Annotated in this window: 24 protein-coding genes and 1 tRNA gene; 12 read left to right on the top strand and 13 right to left on the bottom strand. The window is 62.7% G+C overall.

The features are described from left to right. The coding region (locus ABWP92_RS08195; protein ID WP_353234886.1) for a bL21 family ribosomal protein at window positions 1–79 on the bottom strand (79 nt) is incomplete at its 3' end. Between the two features lie 49 nt (window positions 80–128). Here ABWP92_RS08195 and ABWP92_RS08190 point away from each other — a divergent pair. The 8 genes from ABWP92_RS08190 (at window position 129) to ABWP92_RS08155 (ending at window position 8169) form a co-directional block, all read left to right on the top strand. Beyond that, window positions 129–911: a metallophosphoesterase family protein gene (locus ABWP92_RS08190; protein WP_353234884.1), complete on the top strand. Its 783-nt coding sequence runs from the start codon at window positions 129–131 to the stop codon at window positions 909–911. 222 nt (window positions 912–1133) lie between these two features. Then, window positions 1134–2105, top strand: a complete 972-nt coding sequence (locus ABWP92_RS08185) for a Bug family tripartite tricarboxylate transporter substrate binding protein (RefSeq protein ID WP_353234883.1) — start codon at window positions 1134–1136, stop codon at window positions 2103–2105. 451 nt (window positions 2106–2556) lie between these two features. Continuing rightward, a complete protein-coding gene (gene pilB / locus ABWP92_RS08180) occupies window positions 2557–4293 on the top strand; it encodes a type IV-A pilus assembly ATPase PilB (RefSeq protein WP_353234882.1) in 1737 nt (578 codons plus the stop codon). A gap of 25 nt (window positions 4294–4318) precedes the next feature. Beyond that, window positions 4319–5536 carry a type II secretion system F family protein gene (locus ABWP92_RS08175; protein ID WP_353234881.1) on the top strand — a complete coding sequence of 406 codons (1218 nt, stop codon included), beginning with the start codon at window positions 4319–4321 and terminating at the stop codon, window positions 5534–5536. Next, on the top strand, window positions 5536–6411 hold the full coding sequence (locus ABWP92_RS08170; protein ID WP_353234880.1) for a prepilin peptidase: 876 nt from the start codon (window positions 5536–5538) through the stop codon (window positions 6409–6411). Before ABWP92_RS08175 ends, ABWP92_RS08170 begins: the two co-directional genes overlap by 1 nt. A gap of 31 nt (window positions 6412–6442) precedes the next feature. Further along, complete coding sequence (gene coaE / locus ABWP92_RS08165) at window positions 6443–7063, top strand: dephospho-CoA kinase (RefSeq protein WP_353234879.1); 621 nt, start codon at window positions 6443–6445, stop codon at window positions 7061–7063. 70 nt (window positions 7064–7133) lie between these two features. After that, window positions 7134–7892 (top strand): cell division protein ZapD, encoded by a 759-nt coding sequence (gene zapD / locus ABWP92_RS08160; protein WP_353234878.1) that lies wholly within the window; start codon window positions 7134–7136, stop codon window positions 7890–7892. 28 nt (window positions 7893–7920) lie between these two features. Continuing rightward, the gene (locus ABWP92_RS08155) at window positions 7921–8169 is read left to right on the top strand and encodes a DNA gyrase inhibitor YacG (protein WP_353234877.1); all 249 of its coding nucleotides are present in this window, start codon (window positions 7921–7923) and stop codon (window positions 8167–8169) included. 28 nt (window positions 8170–8197) lie between these two features. On the opposite strand, the gene mutT is transcribed toward ABWP92_RS08155, so the two are convergent. The 4 genes from mutT to secA form a co-directional block, all read right to left on the bottom strand. Then, entirely contained in the window at window positions 8198–8644 is a 447-nt protein-coding gene (gene mutT / locus ABWP92_RS08150) for an 8-oxo-dGTP diphosphatase MutT (protein ID WP_353234876.1), read from the bottom strand. After that, window positions 8637–9512, bottom strand: coding sequence for an ATP-binding protein (locus ABWP92_RS08145; protein ID WP_353234875.1), 876 nt, complete (start codon window positions 9510–9512; stop codon window positions 8637–8639). Before ABWP92_RS08145 ends, mutT begins: the two co-directional genes overlap by 8 nt. A 54-nt stretch (window positions 9513–9566) precedes the next feature. Next, window positions 9567–10796 carry a bifunctional glutamate N-acetyltransferase/amino-acid acetyltransferase ArgJ gene (gene argJ, locus ABWP92_RS08140; protein ID WP_353234874.1) on the bottom strand — a complete coding sequence of 410 codons (1230 nt, stop codon included), beginning with the start codon at window positions 10794–10796 and terminating at the stop codon, window positions 9567–9569. A 168-nt stretch (window positions 10797–10964) separates the two neighbouring features. Further along, a complete protein-coding gene (gene secA, locus ABWP92_RS08135) occupies window positions 10965–13718 on the bottom strand; it encodes a preprotein translocase subunit SecA (RefSeq protein WP_353234873.1) in 2754 nt (917 codons plus the stop codon). A 354-nt stretch (window positions 13719–14072) separates the two neighbouring features. Between secA and ABWP92_RS08130 the strand changes: the two genes are divergently transcribed. Continuing rightward, window positions 14073–14384, top strand: coding sequence for a hypothetical protein (locus tag ABWP92_RS08130; protein ID WP_353234872.1), 312 nt, complete (start codon window positions 14073–14075; stop codon window positions 14382–14384). A 7-nt stretch (window positions 14385–14391) separates the two neighbouring features. Here ABWP92_RS08130 and ABWP92_RS08125 read toward each other — a convergent pair whose 3' ends face one another. Beyond that, window positions 14392–14616, bottom strand: a complete 225-nt coding sequence (locus ABWP92_RS08125) for a transcriptional repressor (RefSeq protein ID WP_353234871.1) — start codon at window positions 14614–14616, stop codon at window positions 14392–14394. 353 nt (window positions 14617–14969) lie between these two features. Here ABWP92_RS08125 and ABWP92_RS08120 point away from each other — a divergent pair, with 353 nt between their 5' ends. Then, on the top strand, window positions 14970–17183 hold the full coding sequence (locus ABWP92_RS08120; protein ID WP_353234870.1) for a TonB-dependent receptor: 2214 nt from the start codon (window positions 14970–14972) through the stop codon (window positions 17181–17183). A gap of 121 nt (window positions 17184–17304) precedes the next feature. Then, window positions 17305–17985 carry a Fe2+-dependent dioxygenase gene (locus tag ABWP92_RS08115; RefSeq protein ID WP_353234869.1) on the top strand — a complete coding sequence of 227 codons (681 nt, stop codon included), beginning with the start codon at window positions 17305–17307 and terminating at the stop codon, window positions 17983–17985. 84 nt (window positions 17986–18069) lie between these two features. On the opposite strand, the gene ABWP92_RS08110 is transcribed toward ABWP92_RS08115, so the two are convergent. Together ABWP92_RS08110 and ABWP92_RS08105 are read right to left on the bottom strand one after the other, a co-directional pair. Further along, entirely contained in the window at window positions 18070–19449 is a 1380-nt protein-coding gene (locus ABWP92_RS08110) for an ATP-binding protein (RefSeq protein ID WP_353234868.1), read from the bottom strand. Next, window positions 19446–20192, bottom strand: coding sequence for a response regulator (locus ABWP92_RS08105; protein WP_353234867.1), 747 nt, complete (start codon window positions 20190–20192; stop codon window positions 19446–19448). The genes ABWP92_RS08110 and ABWP92_RS08105 overlap by 4 nt, the downstream gene beginning before the upstream one ends. A 9-nt stretch (window positions 20193–20201) precedes the next feature. On the opposite strand from ABWP92_RS08105, the gene ABWP92_RS08100 reads away from it, so the two are divergent. Beyond that, window positions 20202–20474: a hypothetical protein gene (locus tag ABWP92_RS08100; RefSeq protein ID WP_353234866.1), complete on the top strand. Its 273-nt coding sequence runs from the start codon at window positions 20202–20204 to the stop codon at window positions 20472–20474. 19 nt (window positions 20475–20493) lie between these two features. Here ABWP92_RS08100 and ABWP92_RS08095 read toward each other — a convergent pair. The 5 genes from ABWP92_RS08095 to ABWP92_RS08075 all read right to left on the bottom strand — a co-directional run. Continuing rightward, window positions 20494–20569, bottom strand: a tRNA-Thr gene (locus tag ABWP92_RS08095). A gap of 64 nt (window positions 20570–20633) precedes the next feature. After that, window positions 20634–21185, bottom strand: coding sequence for a ClpXP protease specificity-enhancing factor (locus ABWP92_RS08090; protein ID WP_353234865.1), 552 nt, complete (start codon window positions 21183–21185; stop codon window positions 20634–20636). 41 nt (window positions 21186–21226) lie between these two features. Further along, window positions 21227–21838 carry a glutathione S-transferase N-terminal domain-containing protein gene (locus ABWP92_RS08085; protein ID WP_353234864.1) on the bottom strand — a complete coding sequence of 204 codons (612 nt, stop codon included), beginning with the start codon at window positions 21836–21838 and terminating at the stop codon, window positions 21227–21229. A 100-nt stretch (window positions 21839–21938) separates the two neighbouring features. Next, window positions 21939–22694, bottom strand: coding sequence for a cytochrome c1 (locus ABWP92_RS08080; RefSeq protein WP_353234885.1), 756 nt, complete (start codon window positions 22692–22694; stop codon window positions 21939–21941). Window positions 22695–22713: 19 nt separating this feature from the next. Further along, window positions 22714–23693: cytochrome b (locus ABWP92_RS08075; protein WP_353234863.1), on the bottom strand; the 980-nt coding region annotated here is incomplete at its 5' end.

Here is a 23693-nt window from a genome sequence, read left to right as displayed (position 1 = left end):
CAGCAATCTGTTCTACTTTGATTTTTTCGCCAGCAGCAACGCGATATTGCTTGCCGCCGGTTTTTATGACCGCGTACATGTAAACCTCTTAAAGATTTGAAGCTCCGTAGAAGAATTTCCACGGAACCGTGAATTCTAGCACAGGCCGCGATCCCCATCAATGCCTGCGCGCCATCTCCGGCCCACGCGCCAAGATGGCTCAGAATATTCCGATGATTTACTTCCTGGGCGACACGCACGGCAAATTCCAGCATGTGATCGACGCGGTCCATCACGGCCGGCCGGATGCGGTGGTATTCCTCGGGGACATCCAGGCGCGCCAGCCCCTCGACCTGGAGCTTGCCTGCATCGCGGAGATGACCGATATCTGGTTTGTCCACGGCAACCACGACACCGATTCGGATACGAGCTACGCCAACCTGTTTGAATCGAAATTCGCCCATCGCAACCTGCATGGGCGGATCGCCGAAGTGGCGGGCCTGCGCATCGCAGGGCTTGGCGGCGTCTTTCGCGGCCAGGTCTGGATGCCGCCCGCGCACTGGAAGTACGAACAACCGGCCGACTTCGCCGCCTGCTGCGGCGCGGGCAATCTGTGGCGAAACGGGCTTCCCCGAAAGCACCGCAGCACGATTTTCCCCTCCGACTGCTTCGGGCTGCTGCAGGAGCGCGCCGACATCCTGGTCACGCACGAAGCGCCGTCCGCGCATCCGCATGGATTCACCATCATCGACGAGCTGGCGCGAAGCCTTGGCGTGAGCAAGTCGTTTCACGGGCATCATCACGACCGCAGGGACTATAGATCGCACACCCGCCGCCTGGGGTTCGAGGCATTCGGCGTGGGCCTGCGCGGCATCACCGATGGGCGGGGACGCGTGGTCCGCGCAGGCGACTGCGACACAACGCCTGCATGAAGCGGCCGCCGTATTCAACCAAGAAAGGCCACGGTTCAGTTTTTAAACACGGCTGAAACAAAAGATCCCGCATCACCATGCGCGGAGCAAGACGATGCGGGCACCCGTGCCTCGTAAATCCCGGCCACCCAGGCTCCGATACACTGCACCGACATTCCTGGCACGAGATTTGCGCCAGACAACGTTTCATCGTCCGATAACCAAATCCATCAAGGAGATGTCATGAAACATACTCGCCGCACCCTGCTGGCTGGCGCCGCCGCGCTCGCCCTGGGTTTCACCGCCCTGGCAAGCCAGGCCGCCGACGCCTGGCCCACGCGCCCCATCCGGTTCGTGGTTCCCTTTTCCGCTGGCGGCGCCAACGACCTGCTGGCCCGCGCGGCAGCGGAAGGCGCATCCAAGGTGCTGGGCCAGACCATCATCGTGGACAACAAACCGGGCGCGGGCGCGATTCTCGGCACGGACGTCGTGGCCAAGTCGCAGCCGGACGGCTATACCTTCCTGATCAGCGCCGCGGGCGTCATCTCGAACAGCATGATCCGCAAGGTTCCCTACAAGGACAGCGACCTCACGCCCGTCGCCATGATCGGCCTGGCGCCCTCGGTCATCATCGTGCCCGCCAATTCGCCCTACAAGGACCTGAAGGATTTCGTCGCCAAATCCAAGAGCGGAGCCGGACTGCACTTCGGCACGGCGGGCAACGGCAGCACGCCGCATTTCGTGGAAGGGCTGCTCACCTCCAAATATGGCGCGAAGCTGGATCTCGTACCCTACAAGAGCGGCTCCGAATCAGTGAACGCGGTGCTGGGCAACCAGATCGATGCGACATCCGAAGCCAGCATCGTCGTCATTCCCTACCTCAAAGCGGGCAAGCTCAAGGCGCTGGCGACCACCTGGACCGAGCGCATTTCGGCCTGGCCCGACCTGCCGACCGCCGTGGAGCAGGGCTTTGGCGACATCAAGATCGCGCACTGGGCCGGCGTTCACGCTCCGTCGGGAACCCCGCAGGACATCCTGGACAAGATGGCCGCCGCCGTGGACCATGCCATGAAGGATCCCCAGACCATCGAGCGCCTGCGCGGGATGGGCATTGAACCCATAGGCGGAACCCGCGCATCCTTCACCAGATTCGTGGATGAGGAACGCACCCGCCTCGGTGAAGTGGTGAAGGCCACCGGCATGCGCGAAGACTGATCGCCCAGCCCGCCGCCCGGCATGCTCCGGACCGGCACGGCTCGCCGGTCCGTCAGCCCCACCGGATTGTCTGCAACGCGCAACGCCGGCAATCCATACGCATGCTTACTCTTGATTTCCAAAAGTCATTGCAGGAAAACAATTGCCAATTGACGGTAAGCACCAATGCGTTTCAATCACGCATCACCAAAAACTCGGCGAGCAAACCATCTGCTCGCATTGCGCACCATCAATCAATTACCAATCAATACGTTGATTGGTGACCGCAAAATCATGAATTTGCGATAAATATCAAATAATTAGCGCGCATCAAGCGTTGGAACCCGGCACAAAACCAGGCGTCGATGTTTTCAGTGCCGCTGCTCGGCAGGCCCCTTGGCATGCTGTACAGCCAGCGACCAATCAGCGATGATAGGATCGTTACTCTTCCTGACATCTCTTCATTTCCTACATGCCTCCTGTAGATACCGCCCCCAAAAGCGCGACCCCTGTTGTTCTGCCCGGCCTGGCGCGGACACTGATGTCCGCAGGCAAGCTGGATCAGGCAGCGGCTGAAGATCTGGTCAAGAAGGCGCAGGGGGCGCGCACCACGTTCATCTCGGAACTGGTGGGCAGTGGCACCCTCACTTCCGCCGAACTGGCGCACACCATCTCCAGTGTTTTCGGCGCTCCGCTCATCGACGTGGATGCGCTCGACGTCCTGCGCATCCCCAGCGATCTCCTGGATGCGAAGATCTGCCAGTCCTACCGCGTGGCCGTGCTCAACCGGCGCGCAAACCGTCTCATCATCGCAACAGCCGATCCGACCGATCACGAGGCGGCTGAAAAGATCAAGTTCACTACCCAGATGGGAGTGGACTGGGTCATCGCCGAATACGACAAGCTCGGCCGTTTCATCGAGAAAGTGACCAAGGGCGCGGCCGAAGCGCTGGACTCCATCGTCTCCGGCGGCGACTTCGAATTCGGTGACGTATCCGTCGACGAAGTCGAGGAAACGCAGGATGTCGGCCAGAACGATGTGGAAGACGCGCCCATCGTCAAATTCCTGCAGAAGATGCTGATCGACGCGTTCAACATGCGCGCATCGGACCTGCACTTCGAGCCCTACGAACACCACTACCGCGTGCGCTTTCGCATCGACGGCGAGTTGCGCGAGATATCCAGCCCGCCGCCGGCCATCAAGGAAAAACTGGCGTCGCGCATCAAGGTGATCTCGCGCCTCGATATTTCGGAAAAGCGCGTCCCGCAGGACGGCCGGATGAAACTCAAGATCGGCCCGGACCGGGTGATCGATTTCCGGGTGAGCACGCTGCCCACCCTGTTCGGCGAAAAGATCGTCATCCGTATCCTCGACCCCAGCAGCGCCAAGCTGGGCATCGACGCACTCGGCTACGAGCCCGAGGAAAAAGAGCGCCTGCTCACGGCCATCGCCCGCCCCTACGGCATGATCCTGGTGACCGGCCCCACCGGCTCCGGCAAGACGGTATCGCTCTATACCTGCCTGAACCTGCTCAACAAGCCGGGCGTGAACATCTCCACGGCGGAAGACCCGTCGGAAATCAACCTGCCCGGAGTGAACCAGGTCAACGTGAACGAAAAGGCGGGCCTGACCTTCGCCACCGCGCTGAAGGCTTTTCTGCGCCAGGATCCGGACATCATCATGGTCGGTGAAATCCGCGACCTCGAAACCGCCGACATCGCCATCAAGGCCGCGCAGACCGGCCACCTGGTGCTGTCCACCCTGCACACGAACGATGCGCCGACCACCCTGACGCGCATGCGGAACATGGGGATCGCCCCGTTCAACATCGCATCCAGCGTGATCCTGATCACCGCCCAGCGCCTCGCACGCCGCCTTTGCCCCAAATGCAAGGAGCCGGCCGACATTCCGCACGAAGCCCTGGTCGATGCGGGCTACAGCGACGAGGAAATCGACGGCTCGTGGGTCACATACAAGCCCGTGGGCTGCAATGCCTGCAACAATGGCTACAAGGGGCGCGTCGGCATCTACGAAGTGATGCCGATTTCCGAGGAACTGCAGCGCATCATCCTGCAGGACGGCAGCGCTCTGGAGATCGCAAAACAGGCTCGCCTGGAGGGCGTGCGCTCATTGCGCTCGTCCGGCCTGTACAAGGCCAAGATCGGAATGACTTCCCTGGAAGAAGTTCTCGCCGTCACCAATGAATAAAAGTCGACGAAAGCTCTGACTCAATATGGCAACCGCAGCAACGAGAGGAATCAAGGACTTCGTCTTTGAATGGGAAGGCAAGGACCGCAGCGGCAAGATCGTGCGCGGGGAAATCCGCGCCGCGGGAGAAAACCAGGTCAAGGCCTCGCTGCGCCGCCAGGGCGTTCTGGCCACGAAGATCAAGAAGCGCCGCACACGCTCGGGCAAGAAGATCAGGCCCCGGGACATCGCCCTCTTCACGCGCCAGATGGCCACGATGATGAAGGCCGGCGTTCCCCTGCTGCAGGCGTTCGACATCGTCGGCCGCGGAAACACCAATCCCAGCGTCACCAAGCTGCTCAACGACATCCGCAGCGACGTGGAGACCGGTACCTCGCTGAACGCCGCGTACCGCAAGTTCCCGATGTACTTCGACAGCCTCTACTGCAACCTGGTGGAAGCGGGCGAGGCCGCCGGTATCCTGGAGACGCTGCTCGACCGCCTCGCCACCTACATGGAGAAAACGGAAGCCATCAAGAGCAAGATCCGTTCGGCCCTCATGTATCCATCGGCCGTGATCGTCGTGGCCTTCGTCGTGGTGACGATCATCATGATCTTCGTGATCCCGGCGTTCAAGGAGGTGTTCACCTCGTTCGGCGCCGACCTGCCCGCGCCCACGCTGTTCGTGATGGCGGTCAGTGAATTCTTCGTGGCCTATTGGTGGCTGATTTTCGGCATCATCTTCGGCGGCGGCTATTTCTTCATCCAGGCATGGAAGCGCAGCGAGAAGATGCAGCGCTTCATGGACCGGTTGCTGCTGAAGATGCCGATCTTCGGAGCGCTGATCGACAAATCCTGCGTGGCGCGCTGGACCCGCACGCTCTCGACCATGTTCGCAGCGGGCGTCCCGCTGGTCGAGGCGCTGGACTCCGTGGGCGGCGCATCGGGCAACTCGGTCTATGCCGACGCCACCGACAAGATCCAGCAGGAAGTCGCCACCGGCACCAGCCTCACCAACGCCATGACGAATGCGAACGTGTTCCCGTCCATGGTGCTGCAGATGTGCGCCATCGGCGAGGAATCCGGCTCGATCGACCACATGCTGGGCAAGGCGGCCGACTTCTACGAGTCGGAGGTGGACGAGATGGTCGCCGGCCTCTCCAGCCTGATGGAGCCCATCATCATTGTGTTCCTGGGCGGCCTGATCGGCGGCATCGTGGTGTCGATGTACCTGCCCATCTTCAAGCTCGGACAGGTCGTTTGATGACGGGTGAGCCATGGCTGGACGCCGTCGTCGTGGGCATCCTGGGGCTTCTGATCGGCAGCTTCCTCAACGTCGTGATCCATCGCGTTCCCATCATGATGGAACGCAGCTGGGACAAGGAGTGCCGCGACTACATCGAGGAAAAGGGCTGGCCCGCCCCGCCTGCGCCTGAAGCTGACGGCCGCTTCGACCTGCTGGCGCCCGCCTCGCGCTGCCCGCATTGCGGCCACGCCATACGCTGGTACGAGAACATTCCCGTGGCGAGCTATGTCGCGCTGGGCGGCAAATGCTCCGGCTGCAAGTCGCGCATCAGCATCCGCTACCCCCTCGTGGAGCTTGCCACTGGCGGGCTGTTCTACTTCTGCGCGGCGCGGTGGGGATGGTCGATGACGACGGCGATGTGGTGCGGCTTCAGCGCCGCGCTGGTGGCGCTTGCCATGATCGACTGGGACACCACGCTGCTGCCCGACGACATCACGCTGCCGCTGCTGTGGGCCGCGCTGATCGGCTCCGCCGTGCATTGGCTCGCCGTGCCGCTGGCCGATTCCATCCTGGGCGCGGCCACGGGCTACCTGTTTCTCTGGTCGATATACTGGGCGTTCAAGCTGCTCACGGGCAAGGAGGGCATGGGCTACGGGGACTTCAAGCTCCTCGCCGCGCTGGGCGCCTGGTTCGGCTGGAGCGCACTCGTGCCGATCATCCTGATGGCCTCGGTCATCGGAGCCGTCGTCGGCCTCGGCATGAAATTCGCCAGTTCGCTGCGCGAAGGCCATTACGTGCCCTTCGGCCCGTTCCTGGCGTGCGCCGGCCTGGCCTCCATGATCGTGGGCCCGCAGAAGATCCTGCAATCCGTGCTGTCGATCTTCGGCATCTGACTGCGCGGATTACCCGGGAGCGGCGAAAAACATGTCGAGGTTTGCAACTGGCGGCAGGCATATCGGGCTCACCGGCGGCATCGGGAGCGGCAAAAGCACTTTCGGCGCCATGTTGAGGGACCTGGGAGCCGCGCTCATCGACGCGGACCAGATCGCCCGCTCCGTCACCGCGCCGGGCGGAGCCGCCATCGCCGCCATCGGCGAAACCTTTGGAGCCCATTTCATCGACGCCCACGGCGCGCTCGATCGCGGGCAAATGCGCGAGCTTGTATTCAACGACCCGGCAGCCAAGGCCCGACTGGAAGCCATCATCCATCCGCTGGTTTCCCGGGAAACCCAGGCCGCCGCGCGGGCAGCCGAGGATGCGGGCAAACGCATCATTGTGTTCGACATCCCGCTGCTGGTGGAATCCCGCCGATGGCCCGCGCGGCTCGATGGCGTCATCGTCGTCGACTGCCGCGAGGAAACCCAGATTTCACGCGTCCAGCAGCGCAGTGGCTTGACGCGCGAAGCAGTGCTGTCCATCATCGCAGCACAGGCTAGCCGAACTATCAAAAGAGCCGCGGCAGATTGGATTATCTATAACGATGGGTTGTCATTGTTAGATCTGCAAACAAAAGCGCGTGAGTTGGCCAAGCAGTTCAGGCTATGATGCCTCAGAGCTAGTCTGATACAAATCAACTACATTGCCGAACCTGAGCTGAATCCGGGAAATCCGCAGCGTGATCCTTTACGAATACCCTTTCAACGAACGCCTGAGAACCTACTTACGGCTCGAACAATTGTTCCACCGCCTGGGCGAGTTGATTCCGCGCACACATTCCGTGGATCATCATTTCGCACTGCTCACGATATTCGAAATCATGGATGTCGCGGCGCGCGCCGACCTCAAGACGGACGTGCTGAAAGACCTGGACAAGCAGAAGATCCTGTTCGATTCATACCGCGGCAATCCATCCATTTCCGAGAAGCTGCTGGACGGCTTCATCTCCCAGCTCGAAGGCTGCTTTGCCGATCTGAATGGCCAGCCGGGCAAGACCGGCCAGTCCTTGTCCGAAGACGAATGGCTGATGGGAATCCGCGGCCGCATCGGCATTCCCGGCGGCACCTGCAGCTTCGACCTGCCCGGCTATCACGCCTGGCGCAACATGCCCAGCGACAGGCGCCGGCGCGATCTGGAGGATTGGGCAGGCACGCTCGCGCCCCTGGCCGAGTCGGTGCTGCTGCTTCTGCGGCTGATGCGCGACTCCGGCATGCCCCAGAAAGTGGTGACCACGCGCGGGCAGTTCCAGCAGACCCTGCCGCCCAACGGGCGGACCTTCAACCTGCTGCGCCTGCGGATCGATCCATCGCTGCAATTGATTCCGGAGATCAGCGGCAACCGCCTGCTGGTCTCGGTCCGACTGATGCAGCAAGACGAATCAGGCAAGCTGCTTCCCGCCATGGAAGATGCGAGTTTCGAACTCACGCTATGCACCTGAGCCGCCATATCCATTTGCCCGCCCTGCCATGACGAAGAAAGCTCAATCCGCAACGCCGCAGGCGGCGGCGCCCGCATCCACCGCCAGCCCCAAATACGTCCCCTGCCCGACCTGTGGCGGCAAAAGCCTGTTCACGCCCGCCAACCGGTTCCGCCCATTCTGCAGCGAGCGCTGCAGGCAGATCGATCTGGGCGCATGGGCCAGCGAAGATTTCCGCGTGCCGACAGAGGCGCCGCCAGAAGACAATCTCTACGGCGACCCCAAGCTCCACGACTGAACCCCGCGCACGGTGCGGTGCCAAGCCGTCAGCCGAGCACGGCCGCATCGAAGCGCTCTCCGCGCTCCTCGGCCAGCCATTGCAGCACCGGATAGGCGCCCGGCAGAATCGGCCGGACCCTGGGCGGCCAGGCCTGCCAGGACATGGCCTGGCCTTCGCGCATCTGCAGTTGCCCCTGCCACTTGTGCACCCTGCACCAATGCAGGCGCACCAGGGCATGCGGATAGTCATGCTCGGTCACTTTCCAGACATTGGCGCCCGCGATGATGATGCCCAGCTCCTCATGCAGCTCGCGCCGCAGCGCCTGCTCGACGGATTCGCCCTCCTCGATCTTGCCGCCGGGAAACTCCCAATAGCCCGCATAGGGTTTGCCGTCTGGGCGCGTCGTCAGCAGCATCTCGCCGCTGTCCTTGAACAGGATGCCGACCGCGACTTCCGTATGCTTGCGAGAGCCTTGTTGCATGGTCTCAGACATGGGCTTGCCGTCCCGCGAAATCGCGCGCGAACTGGTAGGCCACGCGTCCGCTGCGCGAACCGCGCTCCAGAGCCCAGACCAGTGCCTCGGGCCGCGATTGCTCGATGGCTGATTCAGACACGCCCAGCGAGCGCAGCCACTGCGCGGCGATGGTCAGGTATTCCTCCTGCGTGAACGGATAGAAGCTCACCCACAGGCCAAAGCGCTCGGACAGCGAGATCTTCTCCTCCACCGCCTCCCCCGGATGCACCTCGCCATCGTCGGTGTGCGTATAGCCGAGGTTTTCCTTCATGTACTCGGGCAGCAGATGGCGGCGGTTGCTGGTGGCATAGATCAACACATTGGGCGTCGATGCCGCCACGGAGCCGTCGAGGATGGACTTCAGCGCCTTGTAGCTGGCCTCGCCGTCCTCGAAGCTGAGGTCGTCGCAATACACGATGAATTTCTCGGGACGATTCGAGACCACCTCCACGATGTCTGGCAGATCGGTCAGGTCGGCCTTGTCCACCTCGATCAGGCGCAGGCCCTGCCCGGCATAGGCATTCAGGCAGGCCTTGATGAGCGAGGACTTGCCCGTGCCCCGCGCCCCGGTCAGCAGCACGTTGTTGGCGGGCTTGCCCTCGACGAACTGCTGCGTGTTGCGCTGGATCTTTTCCTTCTGGCCGTCGATCTCCTTGAGCTCGTCGAGCCGCATCGCCGCCAGATGGCGCACCGGCTCCAGCGCGCCATGGCCGCTGCTGCGCTTGCGGTAGCGCCAGGCGACCGCCGTGCTCCAGTCCGGCTCGGACAGGGGCTTGGGCAGCACGGATTCAATTCGATCAATCAATTGCTCGGCTCGCTGAAGCAAGCGCTCGAAGGCGTCATTCATGTCTCAAACTTCTTCTATCTCTGCAGGTTCGAATCAATCGGCCCAAAGGCCGCATCAGGAACGGTAGTCCGCGTTGATGCTCACGTAGTCATGGCTCAGATCGCAGGTCCAGACCGTGTCGGCGGCATCGCCACGGCCCAGCAGCACGCGAACGGTGATCTCGCTTTGCTTCATCACGCGCTGGCCGTCCTCCTCGCGGTACGAGGGATTGCGGCCGCCCTGGGTCGCCACATGCACGTCGTCCAGGAACAGCTCGATGCGCGTCTGATCCAGGTCCTCGATGCCGGCATAGCCCACCGCGGCCAGGATGCGGCCCAGGTTGGGATCACTGGCGAAAAATGCGGTCTTGACCAGCGGCGAGTGGGCGATCGCGTAAGCGACCAGACGGCATTCCTGCGACGACCTGCCGCCTTCCACGCGCAGGGTGATGAACTTGGTGGCGCCTTCGCCGTCGCGCACGATCGCCTGCGAGAGCTTCTGCGCCACCTCGAGCAGCGCGGCCTTGAGCAGCCGGCCCTGTTCGCTCTCCAGCGAGGCGATGGGTGCATGGCCGGCCTTCTGCGAGGCGATCAGGACGAACGAATCATTGGTCGACGTATCGCCGTCGATGGTGATGCGGTTGAACGACTGGTCGGCCAGTTCGCGCACCAGGCCGTTCATGAGCTCCGGCGCGATCTTCGCATCGGTCGCCACGAAACTCAGCATGGTCGCCATGTTGGGCCTGATCATGCCCGCACCCTTGGAGATGCCGGTCACGGTGACCAGCGCATCGCCGATCTTCACCTGCGTGCTGCATGCCTTGGGCACGGTATCGGTGGTCATGATGCCCTGCGCGGCATTGCCCCAGTTGTCCGGCCTGGCATCGGCGATCGCGGCGGGCAGGCCGGCGGCAATGCGCTCGACCGGCAGCGGCTCCATGATCACGCCCGTGGAGAACGGCAGCACCTGCGAGGCGGACAGCCCCAGCTCCCGGGCCATGGCCTCGCACGTGGCGTTGGCACGCGCCAGCCCGTCGGCGCCCGTGCCCGCATTGGCGTTGCCGGTGTTGATCACCATGGCGCGGATCGCCGCGCCCTTGCCCAGATGCTCGCGGCAGATCTGAACCGGAGCCGCGCAGAAACGGTTCCTGGTGAACACGCCCGCCACCGCCGCGCCTTCATCCAGCAGGAAAACGGTGAGATCCTTGCGATCGGCCTTGCGCACACCCGCCTGCGTCACGCCGATGCGGACACCGGGCACGGGGTGGAGGGATGATGCATCGGGGGCGGAGAGATTCACGGGCATGGTGCGCTGTCCTTGGAAACGAAAATTCAATGCGAAAGGGGCCTGGATCAGGTTGCCGCGCCGCGATCGGCTCACGCGCGGAATTCGTGATCGTACAAGCAAAAACACGGGCGCGAAGCCCGTGCTGTTGTTATCGCGGTATCGGCTCGGATTCCCGCTGCTCGCGGATCAGGCCAGCTTGCCGTGGCACTGCTTGTACTTCTTGCCGCTTCCGCAGGGGCAGGGATCGTTGCGGCCGATGCGCAAGCCTTCGTATTCGGATGGCAGCGGCTGGTTTTCCGGACCGCTGGAGTCGCCGCCATCGGGCAGCTCCGAGCTGCCGTGATAGGTCGCGCCGCCCAGCTTGTCGCCCTGGTCGCCCATGGCCTGCGAAGCCTCGTCGAGCTGCTCGTTGGACCGCACCTGCACCGTCATGAGCGTGCGCGTCACCGCGTTCTTGACCTGGTCGATGAGCTGGCGGAACAGCTCGAAGGCCTCGCGCTTGTATTCCTGCTTGGGCTGCTTTTGCGCGTAGCCGCGCAGGTGGATGCCCTGGCGCAGATAGTCCAGCGCCGCGATATGGTCGCGCCAGTTGGAGTCAAAGCTCTGCAGCAGCACCATGCGCTCGAACTGGTTGAAGTTGTCATGCCCCACCAGCGCCACCTTGGCGTCGAACTGTTCGCGCGCAACGGCCTGCACCTTCTCGAGGATTTCCTCGTCGGTGATCGACTCCGCGCCCTGCACGTCCTGCTGCAGCGGCAGATGGATCTGCCAGTCGGCCTCCAGCGCCTTCTCCAGGCCCGGCAGGTCCCACTGCTCCTCCACCGAGTCCTGGGGCACGTACTGGCGCACCACGTCGGCCAGGCAGTCGTCGCGCATGGCGTTGATCAGCCCGCTCAGGTCCTGCGCGTCCAGGATCTCGTTGCGCTGCTGATAGATCACCTTGCGCTGGTCGTTGGCGACGTCGTCGTATTCCAGCAACTGCTTGCGGATGTCGAAGTTGCGCGCCTCGACCTTGCGCTGCGCGGACTCGATGCTGCGCGTGACGATGCCCGCCTCGATGGCCTCGCCCTCGGGCATTTTCAGGCGGTCCATGATGGCCTTGACGCGATCGCCCGCGAAAATGCGCATGAGCTGGTCGTCAAGGCTCAGATAGAAGCGCGAAGAGCCGGGATCGCCCTGCCGGCCCGAGCGGCCGCGCAGCTGGTTGTCGATGCGGCGGGACTCATGGCGTTCGGTCGCGATGATGCGCAGGCCGCCAAGCGCCGCCACCTTGTCGTGGTCGGCCTTCCATTCGTCGCGCGCCTGCTGGATGCGCGCCGCGCGGGCGGCCTCGTCCAGCGACTCGTCGGCCTCGATGGCCGTGATGGCTTTCTCGATATTGCCGCCGAGCACGATGTCGGTGCCGCGGCCCGCCATGTTCGTGGCGATGGTGATCATGCCGGGACGTCCGGCCTGCGCGACGATGTCCGCCTCGCGGGCGTGCTGCTTGGCGTTGAGCACCTGGTGAGGCAGCTTCTCGCGGTTGAGCATCTCGTCGATGATCTCCGAATTCTCGATCGACGTCGTGCCCACCAGCACCGGCTGGCCGCGCTCATAGCACTCGCGGATGTCCTTGATCGCGGCATCGTACTTCTCGCGCGTCGTCTTGTAGACGCGGTCCAGCTGGTCGTCGCGCTTGCTGGGGCGGTTCGGCGGAATCACCACGGTCTCGAGACCGTAGATTTCCTGGAATTCGTAGGCCTCGGTATCGGCGGTGCCGGTCATGCCGGAGAGCTTGGCGTACAGGCGGAAGTAGTTCTGGAACGTGATCGATGCCAGCGTCTGGTTCTCGGCCTGGATCTCCACGCCTTCCTTGGCTTCCACGGCCTGGTGCAGTCCATCGCTCCAGCGGCGGCCCGCCATCAGGCGGCCGGTGAACTCATCGACGATCACGATCTCGCCGTTTTGCACCACATAGTGCTGGTCGCGGTGGTACAGGTGGTTGGCCCGCAGCGCCGCATACAGGTGGTGCATGAGCGCGATGTTGGCCGGGTCGTAGACCGATGCGCCTTCCGCGATCAAGCCGGCCTCGGTGAGAAGCTGCTCGGCGTGCTCGTGGCCTTGCTCTGTCAGGAAGACCTGATGCGATTTCTCGTCCAGCGTGAAGTCGCCCGGCTTGGTGACACCCTCGCCGGTGCGCGGATCGGCTTCACCCTCCTGGCGGGTGAGCGCGGGAATCACCTTGTTCATCGCCACGTACATGGAGGTGTGGTCCTCCGCCTGGCCGCTGATGATGAGCGGCGTGCGCGCCTCGTCGATCAGGATCGAATCCACCTCGTCGACGATGGCATAGTTCAGGCCGCGCTGCACACGCTCGCCGCCTTCGTAGACCATGTTGTCGCGCAGGTAGTCGAAACCGTATTCGTTGTTCGTGCCGTAGGTGATGTCGGAGTTGTAGGCGACCTGCTTTTCCTCGCGCGGCATCTGCGGCAGGTTGATGCCCACCGTCAGCCCGAGGAAGTTGTAGAGCCGGCCCATCCAGGTCGCATCGCGATTGGCCAGATAGTCGTTGACCGTCACCACATGCACGCCCTTGCCGGAAAGCGCATTCAGGTAGACAGGCAGCGTCGCCGTCAGCGTCTTGCCTTCGCCGGTGCGCATTTCCGCGATCTTGCCGTAATGCAGCGCCATGCCGCCCAGCATCTGCACATCGAAATGGCGCATCTTCATGATGCGCTTGGAGCCCTCGCGGACCACCGCAAACGCTTCCGGGAGCAGATCGTCCAGAGATTCACCCTTGGCGACGCGATCCTTGAACTCCTGCGTCTTGCCGCGCAATTGATCGTCGGTCAGCTTCTCGAATTCGGGCTCGAGCGCGTTGATGCGAGCAACTGTTTTGCGATATGTTTTAAGCAACCGGTCATTCCGGCTGCCAAATAATTTGGTGAGAAAGGTGGCCATGCAAACAGGACCGCCCAACACGCCCAAGCGCGCCGGAACGACCGTAATCCCTAAGACGAATTGGTATCAGATGGGGCCGCATCCGGAAATTGCAACAAGTGTATGAACCGTCACATCACATCCGAAGGCGGGGGCTCGTGCGCAGATTCTACTCGCGCGGGATAACCGCCTTTCACATTTGTCCAGCGAACAAGGCGATAGCCCCGACCGGGTCCCTGTTGCCCCGGCCCCACGGGCATGGATGGGATATACCGATCCGTTGCGCAGCATAAAACGTATCCGGACCGCCAGGTAATGGCTCCGGGCATCCGGGATAATGGCACGGGCATTGCGCTCACCCGCAAACCCCGAACCATGCACCGACGCCACCAAGCCATTCCACTGCTGCAAGCCGCGCAGGCCTCTCCCACCCTGTCCCAGCTTGCCAAATTGACGAGCGAGTCGAGCGCGCGGCTCAAGGCCATCGAGCCGCTGATCCCGCCCGGCATGCGTGCGTCCGTGCAGGCGGGACCGATCGAGGGCTCAACCTGGTGCCTGCTGGTCAGGGGAAACGCCGCAGCGTCCAAATTGCGCCAGTTGCTTCCCTCCTTCGAGGCGCACCTGAGAAGCAAGGGGCGGGACGTCCAGGCCATCCGCATCAAGATCCAGAGCCACTCACCGTTCTGACAATGCTTCAACAGCAGGAGCGGTAGAACACCTTGCCATCATCGCTGCGCTCGCGCTGCAGCAGTCCGGCCATCGCCAGTTCCTTGGCGACGCGGTAAATGGTGGGGACGGTCAGCGGGGCCCCGTCATGCAGCAGACGCTCGTACAGCTCGGTGCAATTGACGCCCCGCTCCCCAAAGCCCGCCACGGCGCGCAGCACCCGCATACGCGGGTAGGTCGGCCTTATGAGCATCCGGGAACCCTTCCTGAACATGGCAATTTCAGGCATCGCCCCTTCAGGAGCGCCAGTGGAATGGTTGTGCATTTGCGGTAATTTGTGGCTCATGCGCAACATCTTGCTCAACGAATATGGCGGGGATTTGCCCATTCATGTCGAAGTGTGGCGCTGCCGCCCCGGGTGAGCGCGGGCCCAGTCCGCCCATGCAGCCCGGCAGCTTGGTGAGCGCTGCCATATTTCGCCACATTCAGGCAAATATGAACAACATTGATTAGTAATGATTCTCAACTGCAAGTTACACACGTATGCATTCATCACCCCTTCGTGGGTGATTTTTTTCTCCAGATTCACAACTTCCAGGAAAACGCATGTCCAAACCCCTGAACGGCCGCATTCATCCACCTGCGGACATCACCCAAATAGCTCTCGCGGCCTGCCTGTGCCTCGCCAGCACGGGAGCGCTGGCGCAAGATGCCACGCTGAACACCGTAACCGTGACAGATACGGCCAGCGCGCCGCTCAAGACGGATGTCGCGCCGTCGGCCAAGTTCACCGCTCCGCTGATTGACACGCCCAAGACCGTGCAGGTGGTCAACGAGGAATTGATCCGTCAGACCGGCGCCACCAGCCTGCAGGAAGCGCTGAGGTCCGCGCCCGGCATCACCTTCGGCAACGGCGAAGGCGGCAGCCCCAACGGCGACCAGCCCTTCATCCGCGGCATGGACAGCCAATCCAGCACGTTCGTGGACGGCATGCGCGACATCGCGGCAGGCACGCGCGAAGTCTTCAACCTGGAATCCGTGGAAATCATCAAGGGGGCGGACTCCGCCTTCGCGGGCCGCGGCGGAGCCGGCGGCTCCATCAACCTGGTCACCAAGCGGGCCAAGAGCGAGAACTTCATCTCGGGCGACGTGGGCCTGGGCACCGACAGCTACAAGCGCGGCACGCTGGACATCAATCGCAAGATCAATGACACCACGGGCTTTCGCCTGAACGCGATGGCCCATGACGCCGACGTCCCCGGCCGCAACGGCCCCTCCAACCAGCGCTGGGGCATTGCGCCGACGGTGACCTTCGGCATGGGCACGCCGACCGAAGTCACCCTGTCGTGGCAGCATCTGCAAACCGACAACGTCCCCGACGGCGGCGTGCCCTATCTGTACACCAACTCGGCCATGGCCAAGCTGCCCGGCGGCTCCACGGTCCGCCCCACCTTCGGCAACAGCCGCGACAATTGGTACGGCCTGTACGACCGCGACTATGAAAAGGAAAAGAGCGACCTGTTCACGGCATCGGTGGAGCACAAATTCACCGACACCAACAAGATCCGCAACAGCCTGCGCTACAGCAAGTCCAAGCAGGACTATGTCTGGACCCAGCCCGACGACAGCAAGGGCAATGCCATCAACGGTTTTGTGTTCCGCCGGGGGAACTACCGCTTCTCCGACATCACGACCTTGCAGAACGTGACGGAAGCCACGGGCAAGGAGCAGACCGGCAGCGTCGGCCACAGCTACGCGTTCGGCCTGGAGCTGTCCCGGGAAAAATCGGAATCCCGCTCCGGCGCGATCCAGGACAGCACGCAGAGCAACTGCACGGCTGTGTCCATGTGGTGCGCCTCGCTGAACAATCCGGACGGCTCCGCTCCCTTCACCTACAACTACACCATCTCCGCGCCTGTCGAGAACAAGATCAACACCATCGCCCTGTACGCGTTCGACACCATGAAGTTCAATGAACAATGGCTGTTGAATGCTGGCGTGCGCGCGGATCACTACAAGGTGAACTATGCGTCCTCGACCTATCAGACGGAACGCTCGGACACCCTGTTCAACTATCAATTGGGCCTGGTCTACAAGCCCGCGCCCAATGGCAGCATCTACGCCAACATCGGCACTTCGTCGCGCCCCGGCGGCTCGTCCCTTGGCAACGGCACCGAAGACCTGGCCATCACCAGCGATGCGCTGGCGGAACTCAAGCCCGAGAAGACGCGCTCCATCGAGCTGGGCACCAAGTGGGACGTGATGGACAAGAAGCTGGCGCTGACCGCCGCCGTCTTCCGCAACGAAGTCACCAACGTGCGCATCACCGAGAACGGCATCACCTACATGGGCGGCGACAAGGTGGTCAACGGCATCGAGCTGGGCTTCTCCGGCCAGGTCCTGCGCAACCTGAGCGTCTTTGGCGGCTATACCTTCATGGACAGCGAGCAGACGAACGCGGGTGCGGGCAGCGCCTCCAACGGCCGTCCGTTCATCAACACCCCCAAGCACAGTTTCAGCCTGTGGACCAACTACAAGCCCATGCCTGAACTCACCCTCGGCCTGGGCCTGTATGCACAAAGCAGCGTCAACCAGGGGTATGCGGTGTCCAGCGTGGACGGCGGTATCGTGACCAAGGGCGTCAATGGCTATGGACGCGTCGATGCCATGCTGGCCTACCAGATCGACAAGAACCTGGCGTTCCAGCTGAACGTCTTCAACCTGGGCGACAAGGTCTACTACAGCGGCGTGCGCTCGCCCCACTACGCCACCCTGGCTGCCGGCCGCTCCGCCGTGGCTTCGCTCAAGTTCACCTACTGATCCTGAGCCCGGCCTGCGCTTGAGTCGGCGCAGGTCCGCGACACAGCCCCATCGGCGGATACCGCCCGTGGGGCTTTTTTCATGCACACTTGTTGATCACTCCCATCGAGAACCTCCCGCCATGCTTCTGCGCATTCCCGCCCTGCTCACCCCCGATGAAGTAAGCCATTGCCGCCAGGCGCTGGAGAACGCCTCCTGGCAGGATGGACGCGCCACGGCCGGCCCCGTGGCGGCGCAGGTCAAGAGCAACCTGCAACTGCCGCTGGACAGCAAGACGGGCCAGCAGATCGGCGACCTGATCCTGGACCGCCTGGGCCGCAACCCCTTGTTCATGTCGGCCGCGCTGCCGCTGAAGGTGCTGCCGCCGCGCTTCAACCGCTATGAGGGCGGCGGCACCTACGGCAACCACATCGACAACGCATTCTTCACGATCCCCGGCACGGCCATCAAGGTACGAACCGACGTCTCGACCACCGTCTTCTTCAGCGATCCGGACGAATATGACGGCGGCGAACTGATGGTGGAGGACACCTACGGCGAGCAGGGCGTGAAACTGCCCGCCGGCGACGCCATCGTCTATCCCGGCACCAGCCTGCACCGCGTCAACCCGGTGACCCGTGGCACGCGCTATGGCTCGTTCTTCTGGACGCACAGCCTGGTCAAGTCCGACGAGCAGCGGCGCCTGCTGTTCGATCTGGACCAGCAGATTCAGCGCCTGACAGCGGAGATGCCCGCACACCCCTCGATTGCCGCACTCTCGGGCACTTACCACAACCTGATGCGCATGTGGGCCGAAGCGTGACCGCACTCCAGGCGCGACGCTTTCCTCTCCGCACCTCCTCTCCACACATTCGCGAAGACCCGCGCTTGTGAACGCTTCCAGCCGCTACAGCGGCATCTCGACGACCGCCCGCAGGCCGCCCTCCACGCGGTTGTGCAGCGTAATGTCGCCGCCATGCGCGCGCACGCATGAGCGTGCAATCGCCAGCCCCAGGCCAACGCCGCCGGTGTGCGTGCTGCGCGCGGCGTCCAGGCGGGTGAAGGGCTCGAACACGCGCTCCAGTTGATCGGCGGGAATGCCCGGCCCGTCATCATCGATCTCGATGCGCAGCGAGCGGGCGGCGCTGTCGATCAGGCTGGCCACGCGCACTTCGCCGTGGCGGGCGGCATTGTCGATGAGATTGTGCAGCGCACGCTTGAGATGCACCGGCCGGCAGCGATAGCTCTGCCGGGAATCGAGGGTGGCGGTGCGGCGCACCTCATGCCCACTGGCGCATTGCGCATCGACCACCGCCTGGATCAGCCCGTCGATGAGCACATCCTGCGTGGGCTCCTGCCGGGCCTCGTCGCGGGCAAAGCTCAGCGTCTCTTCGACCATGGAGCTCATCTCGTCGAGCGTATTGATCATGGCGTGGCGCAACGCATCGTCATCGATGAGTTCAGCGCGAATGCGCAACGACGTCAGCGGCGTGCGCAGATCATGGCTCATCGCGGCCAGCATCTGGGTGCGCCCGTGGACGAAGCGGATCAGGCTTTCCTGCATGTCGTTGAAAGCCTGGGTGATTTCATGCACGCCGCCCGGCCCGCCGGGCGGAGGCAGCATCACGCGCTCACCCCTGCTCACCCGCCGCGAGGCATCTGTCAATGCCGCCAGAGGGCGCATCACGAGCCTCTCGAACAGCAGCGCGACCAACGCAGCGGGCACCGCCCCCACCAGCAACGAGAAGCTCAGCACCCGGCTCCAGTGCGCGGGCACAAGGGTAGGCCAGTGGCGGCTGTATAGCCAGCGGCCATCGGGCAGCATCACCTCGACATCGACCGCGAGGGCCTCGGTACTCCTGAAGACCTTCTCCAGCCAGTTGCGCCGATCCTGCCTGCCCTGCTCCAGCGAAGTCACGCGGCTCAGACGCACATGCACCGGCGCATTGGATGCAAGCCCAAGCCGGGATTGGATGGCCTGCGCCAGCATCTGCTCCTGGGCGGCCCAGTGTCCATCGTCAGTCAACTGCGGCGCGCTGCGCAGATAAAACTCTGATTCGGGCAGGCTCATGTTTTCCAGCAGATTGCCGATATCCGGCGCACGGCTGGCGGATTTGTAGGCGGAGAGAATCCGCGATTCCATCGCCTGTGCCGAAAGTGGGTGAATACTGATGTTGTCGGCACGCCACCATGACAGCGCCAGCACCGCGATCAGGTGACCCAGCAGCAACGCCATGACCCACAGCGCCAACAGTTGCCCCGATAGGCTGCTTGGCCGCCACTTCATGCGTATTCCACGGCCACCTTGGCTGCCAGCATGTAGCCGTCGCCACGGACGGTCTTGAGTAGATGCGGGCGGCGCGAGTCCGGCTCCAGCTTCTTGCGCAGGCGGCTGATCTGGCTGTCGATGCTACGGTCGAAGTTCACGGTATCGGTGCGCTGCGTGTGGTCCAGCAACTGGCTGCGGGTGAGCACGCGGCCAGCGTTTTCCAGCAAGGTCCGCAGCAGGTGGAACTCGGAGGTGCTCAACGCGATGCTGCGCGCATCGGGATCGCGCAACTCGCGCGTGCGCGTATCCAGCGACCAGCCGGCAAAGGAGAAACGGTACTCGCGCTCTTGCGACATGGCCAGCAGCGCGGGCCCCTCATCACCGCCACGGCCCTGCGTGCGGCGCAGCACGCTGCGGATGCGCGCCACCAGCTCGCGCGGATCGAAAGGTTTGACGACATAGTCGTCCGCGCCGATCTCAAGCCCGGCGATGCGATCAACCTGATCGGCCATCGCCGTCAGCAGGATGACCGGCGTGCCCACGTGCTCGGAGACATAGCGGCACAGCGAAAGGCCTCCTTCGCCAGGAAGCATCACGTCCAGCACGATGAGATCGAAAACCCGCGCCTGCAGGCACTGGCGCATGGCCGCGCCGTCGGCGACAGCCTCGACCTCGAAGTCATAGCGGCGGAGAAAAGTGGACAGCGGCTCGCGGATATCCGCGTGGTCATCCACGAGCAGAAGACTGAACCGATGGAGCATGCGCAATGAATGACATTAATTCTCATTCATTCTACCCTGTTGGAAAAGCAGCCGCGGCTTGCGGGGCAAACCCTTCCGAACATCCGCCATGCGGCTCCATCCACGACACGTCCTGCGCTACGCGCCACGTCTCTTCGCACTCATTTTGCCGCTGGTAACTTCAAAGAAGAAAAAAGAAAGCGATTGCCAGAATGCAAACGTCGCGGGTGTTCCCGCGTGGGCTGGCATGTGCATGCAGGCCAGGCCGCTGTTGTGACGCGCAAAAAAAACCCCCATGCGTGAGCATGAGGGTTCTTTGTACTGGTGCCGGTTGTCGGATTCGAACTGACGACCTACCGCTTACAAGGCGGGTGCTCTACCAACTGAGCTAAACCGGCGAAGCTGGCATTCTAGCCTGTTATTTCCCGCGTTTTTGGAAAGACATCCAAAATCTTTCCGCCTTTATTTAACCAATTTCAACGAGGGGCGCGCGCCCGTGCCGACAGGTGGTTTGGGCGGAGGAGAGTCCTCATCCGGGCCGGTGGTGGAGGCGTCGTTTTCCACGGGAACCAATTGCGGTGTCGAGCGCTCCGCGGACGGCTGCGCCCGGGCGCCCGCGCCAGAGGGCTCGTCGGCATGCATCGGCGAAGAAGAAGCCTGATCCTGCAATGCCGCGCCCGACAGCGCATCCACCGGCGCGGGGAATGCCATGCCCTGCCCGTTCTCACGCGCATAGACGGCGACCACGCGGCCGACCGGTACGATGATCTCGCGAGGGACGCCGCCGAAGCGCGCCTTGAATTCGATGAAATCATTGCCAAGCTGCATGCCGCTCGTGGCGTCATAGCTGGCGTTCAGAACGATCTCGCCATCGTTCACGAACTCACGAGGCACCTGGACGGATTCGTTCACGCTCACCACGATGTAGGGCGTGAACCCGTTGTCGATACACCATTCGTGGATCGCGCGGATCAGATAAGGCCTGGTGGATGAGACTTCCGGGGCATTGATCATGATGTGCTGGCGCTTATGCGCAAAGACGTCGGCAAACGCAATTACTTGCGCATCACCTTTTCAGAAGGAGTCAGCGCCTCGATGTAGGCAGGGCGCGAGAAGATGCGCTCGGCATACTTCAGCAGCGGAGCGGCATTCTTGCTCAGCTCGATGCCGTAGTAGTCAAGACGCCACAGCAAGGGAGCAATGGCCACGTCGAGCATGGAGAAGTTCTCTCCGAGCATGTACTTGTTCTTCAGGAACACGGGGGCCAGCTGGGTCAGCCGGTCACGGATGTGCGAGCGCGCCTTCTCCAGAGCCTTCTCGTTGCCCTTGGAGGCACGCGATTCGAGCGTGTTCACGTGAACGAACAGTTCCTTCTCGAAATTGAGCAGGAACAGGCGCACGCGTGCGCGGTCAACCGGGTCGCCCGGCATGAGCTGCGGATGCGGGAAGCGCTCGTCAATGTACTCATTGATGATGTTCGACTCGTACAGGATCAGGTCGCGCTCGACCAGAATCGGCACCTGGCCGTACGGATTCATCACATTGATGTCTTCGGGCTTGTTGTAGAGATCCACGTCGCGGATTTCAAAATCCATGCCCTTCTCGAACAGCACGAAGCGGCAGCGGTGTGAAAAAGGGCAGGTCGTTCCCGAATAAAGCACCATCATGGTGAGCGGCTCCTAAAAGTCAAAAGAGTGGACGCTTTCGCGGCCACTCTGCATCAGCCGGGCATGCGCCTGGCTGATTGAACATGTCGTTGGTTAGCGATTACTTGACGTCTTTCCAGAAGGCCGCGTTGAGCCTCCATGCAATGAACGTCATGATTCCCAGGAAGAACAAGACCCAGACGCCCACGCGGATGCGCGTATTTTGCGCTGGTTCGCCCATCCACTGCAGGTAATTCACGAGATCACCCACAGTCTCATCGTATTTCTGGGGCGTCATGGTACCAGCGCTCACCTGCTCCCACCCCTTGAATACCTGAGTCTTTTGTCCATGGCTCTCGATTTCCTCGAAGATGGGACGACGTTCGCCCTGGAGCTCCCACAGCGGATGCGGCATGCCGACGCTCGGGAAAGCCAGGTTGTTCCAGCCGGTCGCCTTCGTGTCGTCCCGATAGAACGTGCGCAGGAAGGTATAGAGATAATCCGCACCCGAGCCCTGGTGGCCGGCACGTGAGCGCGCGATCACGGTCAGATCGGGCGGGTTGGCGCCGAACCATTCCTTTGCCTGGTTGGGATTGATGGCCGCCTTCATGGTCTCGCCGATCTTGTCGGTCGTGAACATCAGGTTGTCCTTGATCTGCGCCTCGGTCAGGCCGATGTCCGTCAGGCGATTGATCCGCATGAAGGCCGCGGAATGGCAGTTCAGGCAGTAGTTCACGAAGATCTTGGCGCCGTTCTGCAGCGACGCCGTGTCGCTGGTATTGACCGGAGCCTTGTCCCAGGCGATGCCTTCCTCCGAAGCCTGCGCCCCTGCGGCAATTCCAAGAGCCGCAACCAAGGTCAAGATAACTTTTTTCATCATGGTATGTGACTCCTGCTCAATGCGCGGCAAAGGTGACGCGTTCCGGTACCGGCTTGGGCTCACCCAGACGGGTCCACCAGGGCATCAGCAGGAAGAAACCGAAATAGAACAGCGTACCCACCTGCGAGACACGCTCGCCGATCGGCGACGGTGGCTGCACGCCAAGATAGGCCAGGACGACGAACCAGACCACGAAGATGGCGTAGAGCCACTTGTGCCAGCCCGGACGGTAGCGGATGGAACGCGCGGGACTCTGGTCCAGCCAGGGCAGGAAGAACAGGATGATCACGGCGCCGCCCATCACCACCACGCCCCAGAACTTGGCGTCGATGACCATCATCAGGGCAATCACGACGATCCCGGCAACCGCCACGGCCGCCTTGCCGATGCCCGGCAGCTTCGACTTGAAGACCCCAAAGCCGGCGCCCAGCACCACGCAGGCGATCAGCGCATACATCATCTCGCTGGTAATGGCGCGCAGCATCGAATAGAACGGCGTGAAGTACCAGACCGGAGCAATGTGATTCGGCGTCTTCAGCGGATCGGCGGGAATGAAGTTGTTGTACTCGAGGAAGTAGCCGCCGAACTCGGGCGCGAAGAACACGATCGCCGAGAAGATGAACAGGAAGATGCACACGCCGAGGATGTCATGCACCGTGTAGTACGGATGGAAAGGGATGCCATCCAGCGGGTGGCCCTTGTCGTCCACAGGCTTGCCCGGGCCCTTGATTTCAATGCCGTCGGGGTTGTTCGAGCCCACGTCGTGCAGCGCCAGCAAGTGGGCCACGACCAGTCCCAGCAGCACCAGCGGCACGGCGATCACGTGGAAGCTGAAGAAGCGGTTCAGCGTTGCATCGCCCACCACGTAGTCGCCGCGGATCAGCAGCGCCAGATCCGGGCCGACGAACGGAATGGCCGAGAACAGGTTCACGATCACCTGTGCGCCCCAGTACGACATCTGGCCCCAGGGCAGCAGATAGCCCATGAAGGCCTCGG

The sequence above is a fragment of the Diaphorobacter ruginosibacter genome (assembly GCF_040396215.1).
GTDB classification, from domain to species: Bacteria; Pseudomonadota; Gammaproteobacteria; order Burkholderiales; family Burkholderiaceae_C; genus Diaphorobacter_A; species Diaphorobacter_A ruginosibacter_A.
This window is presented reverse-complemented; position numbering and strand designations above follow the sequence as displayed.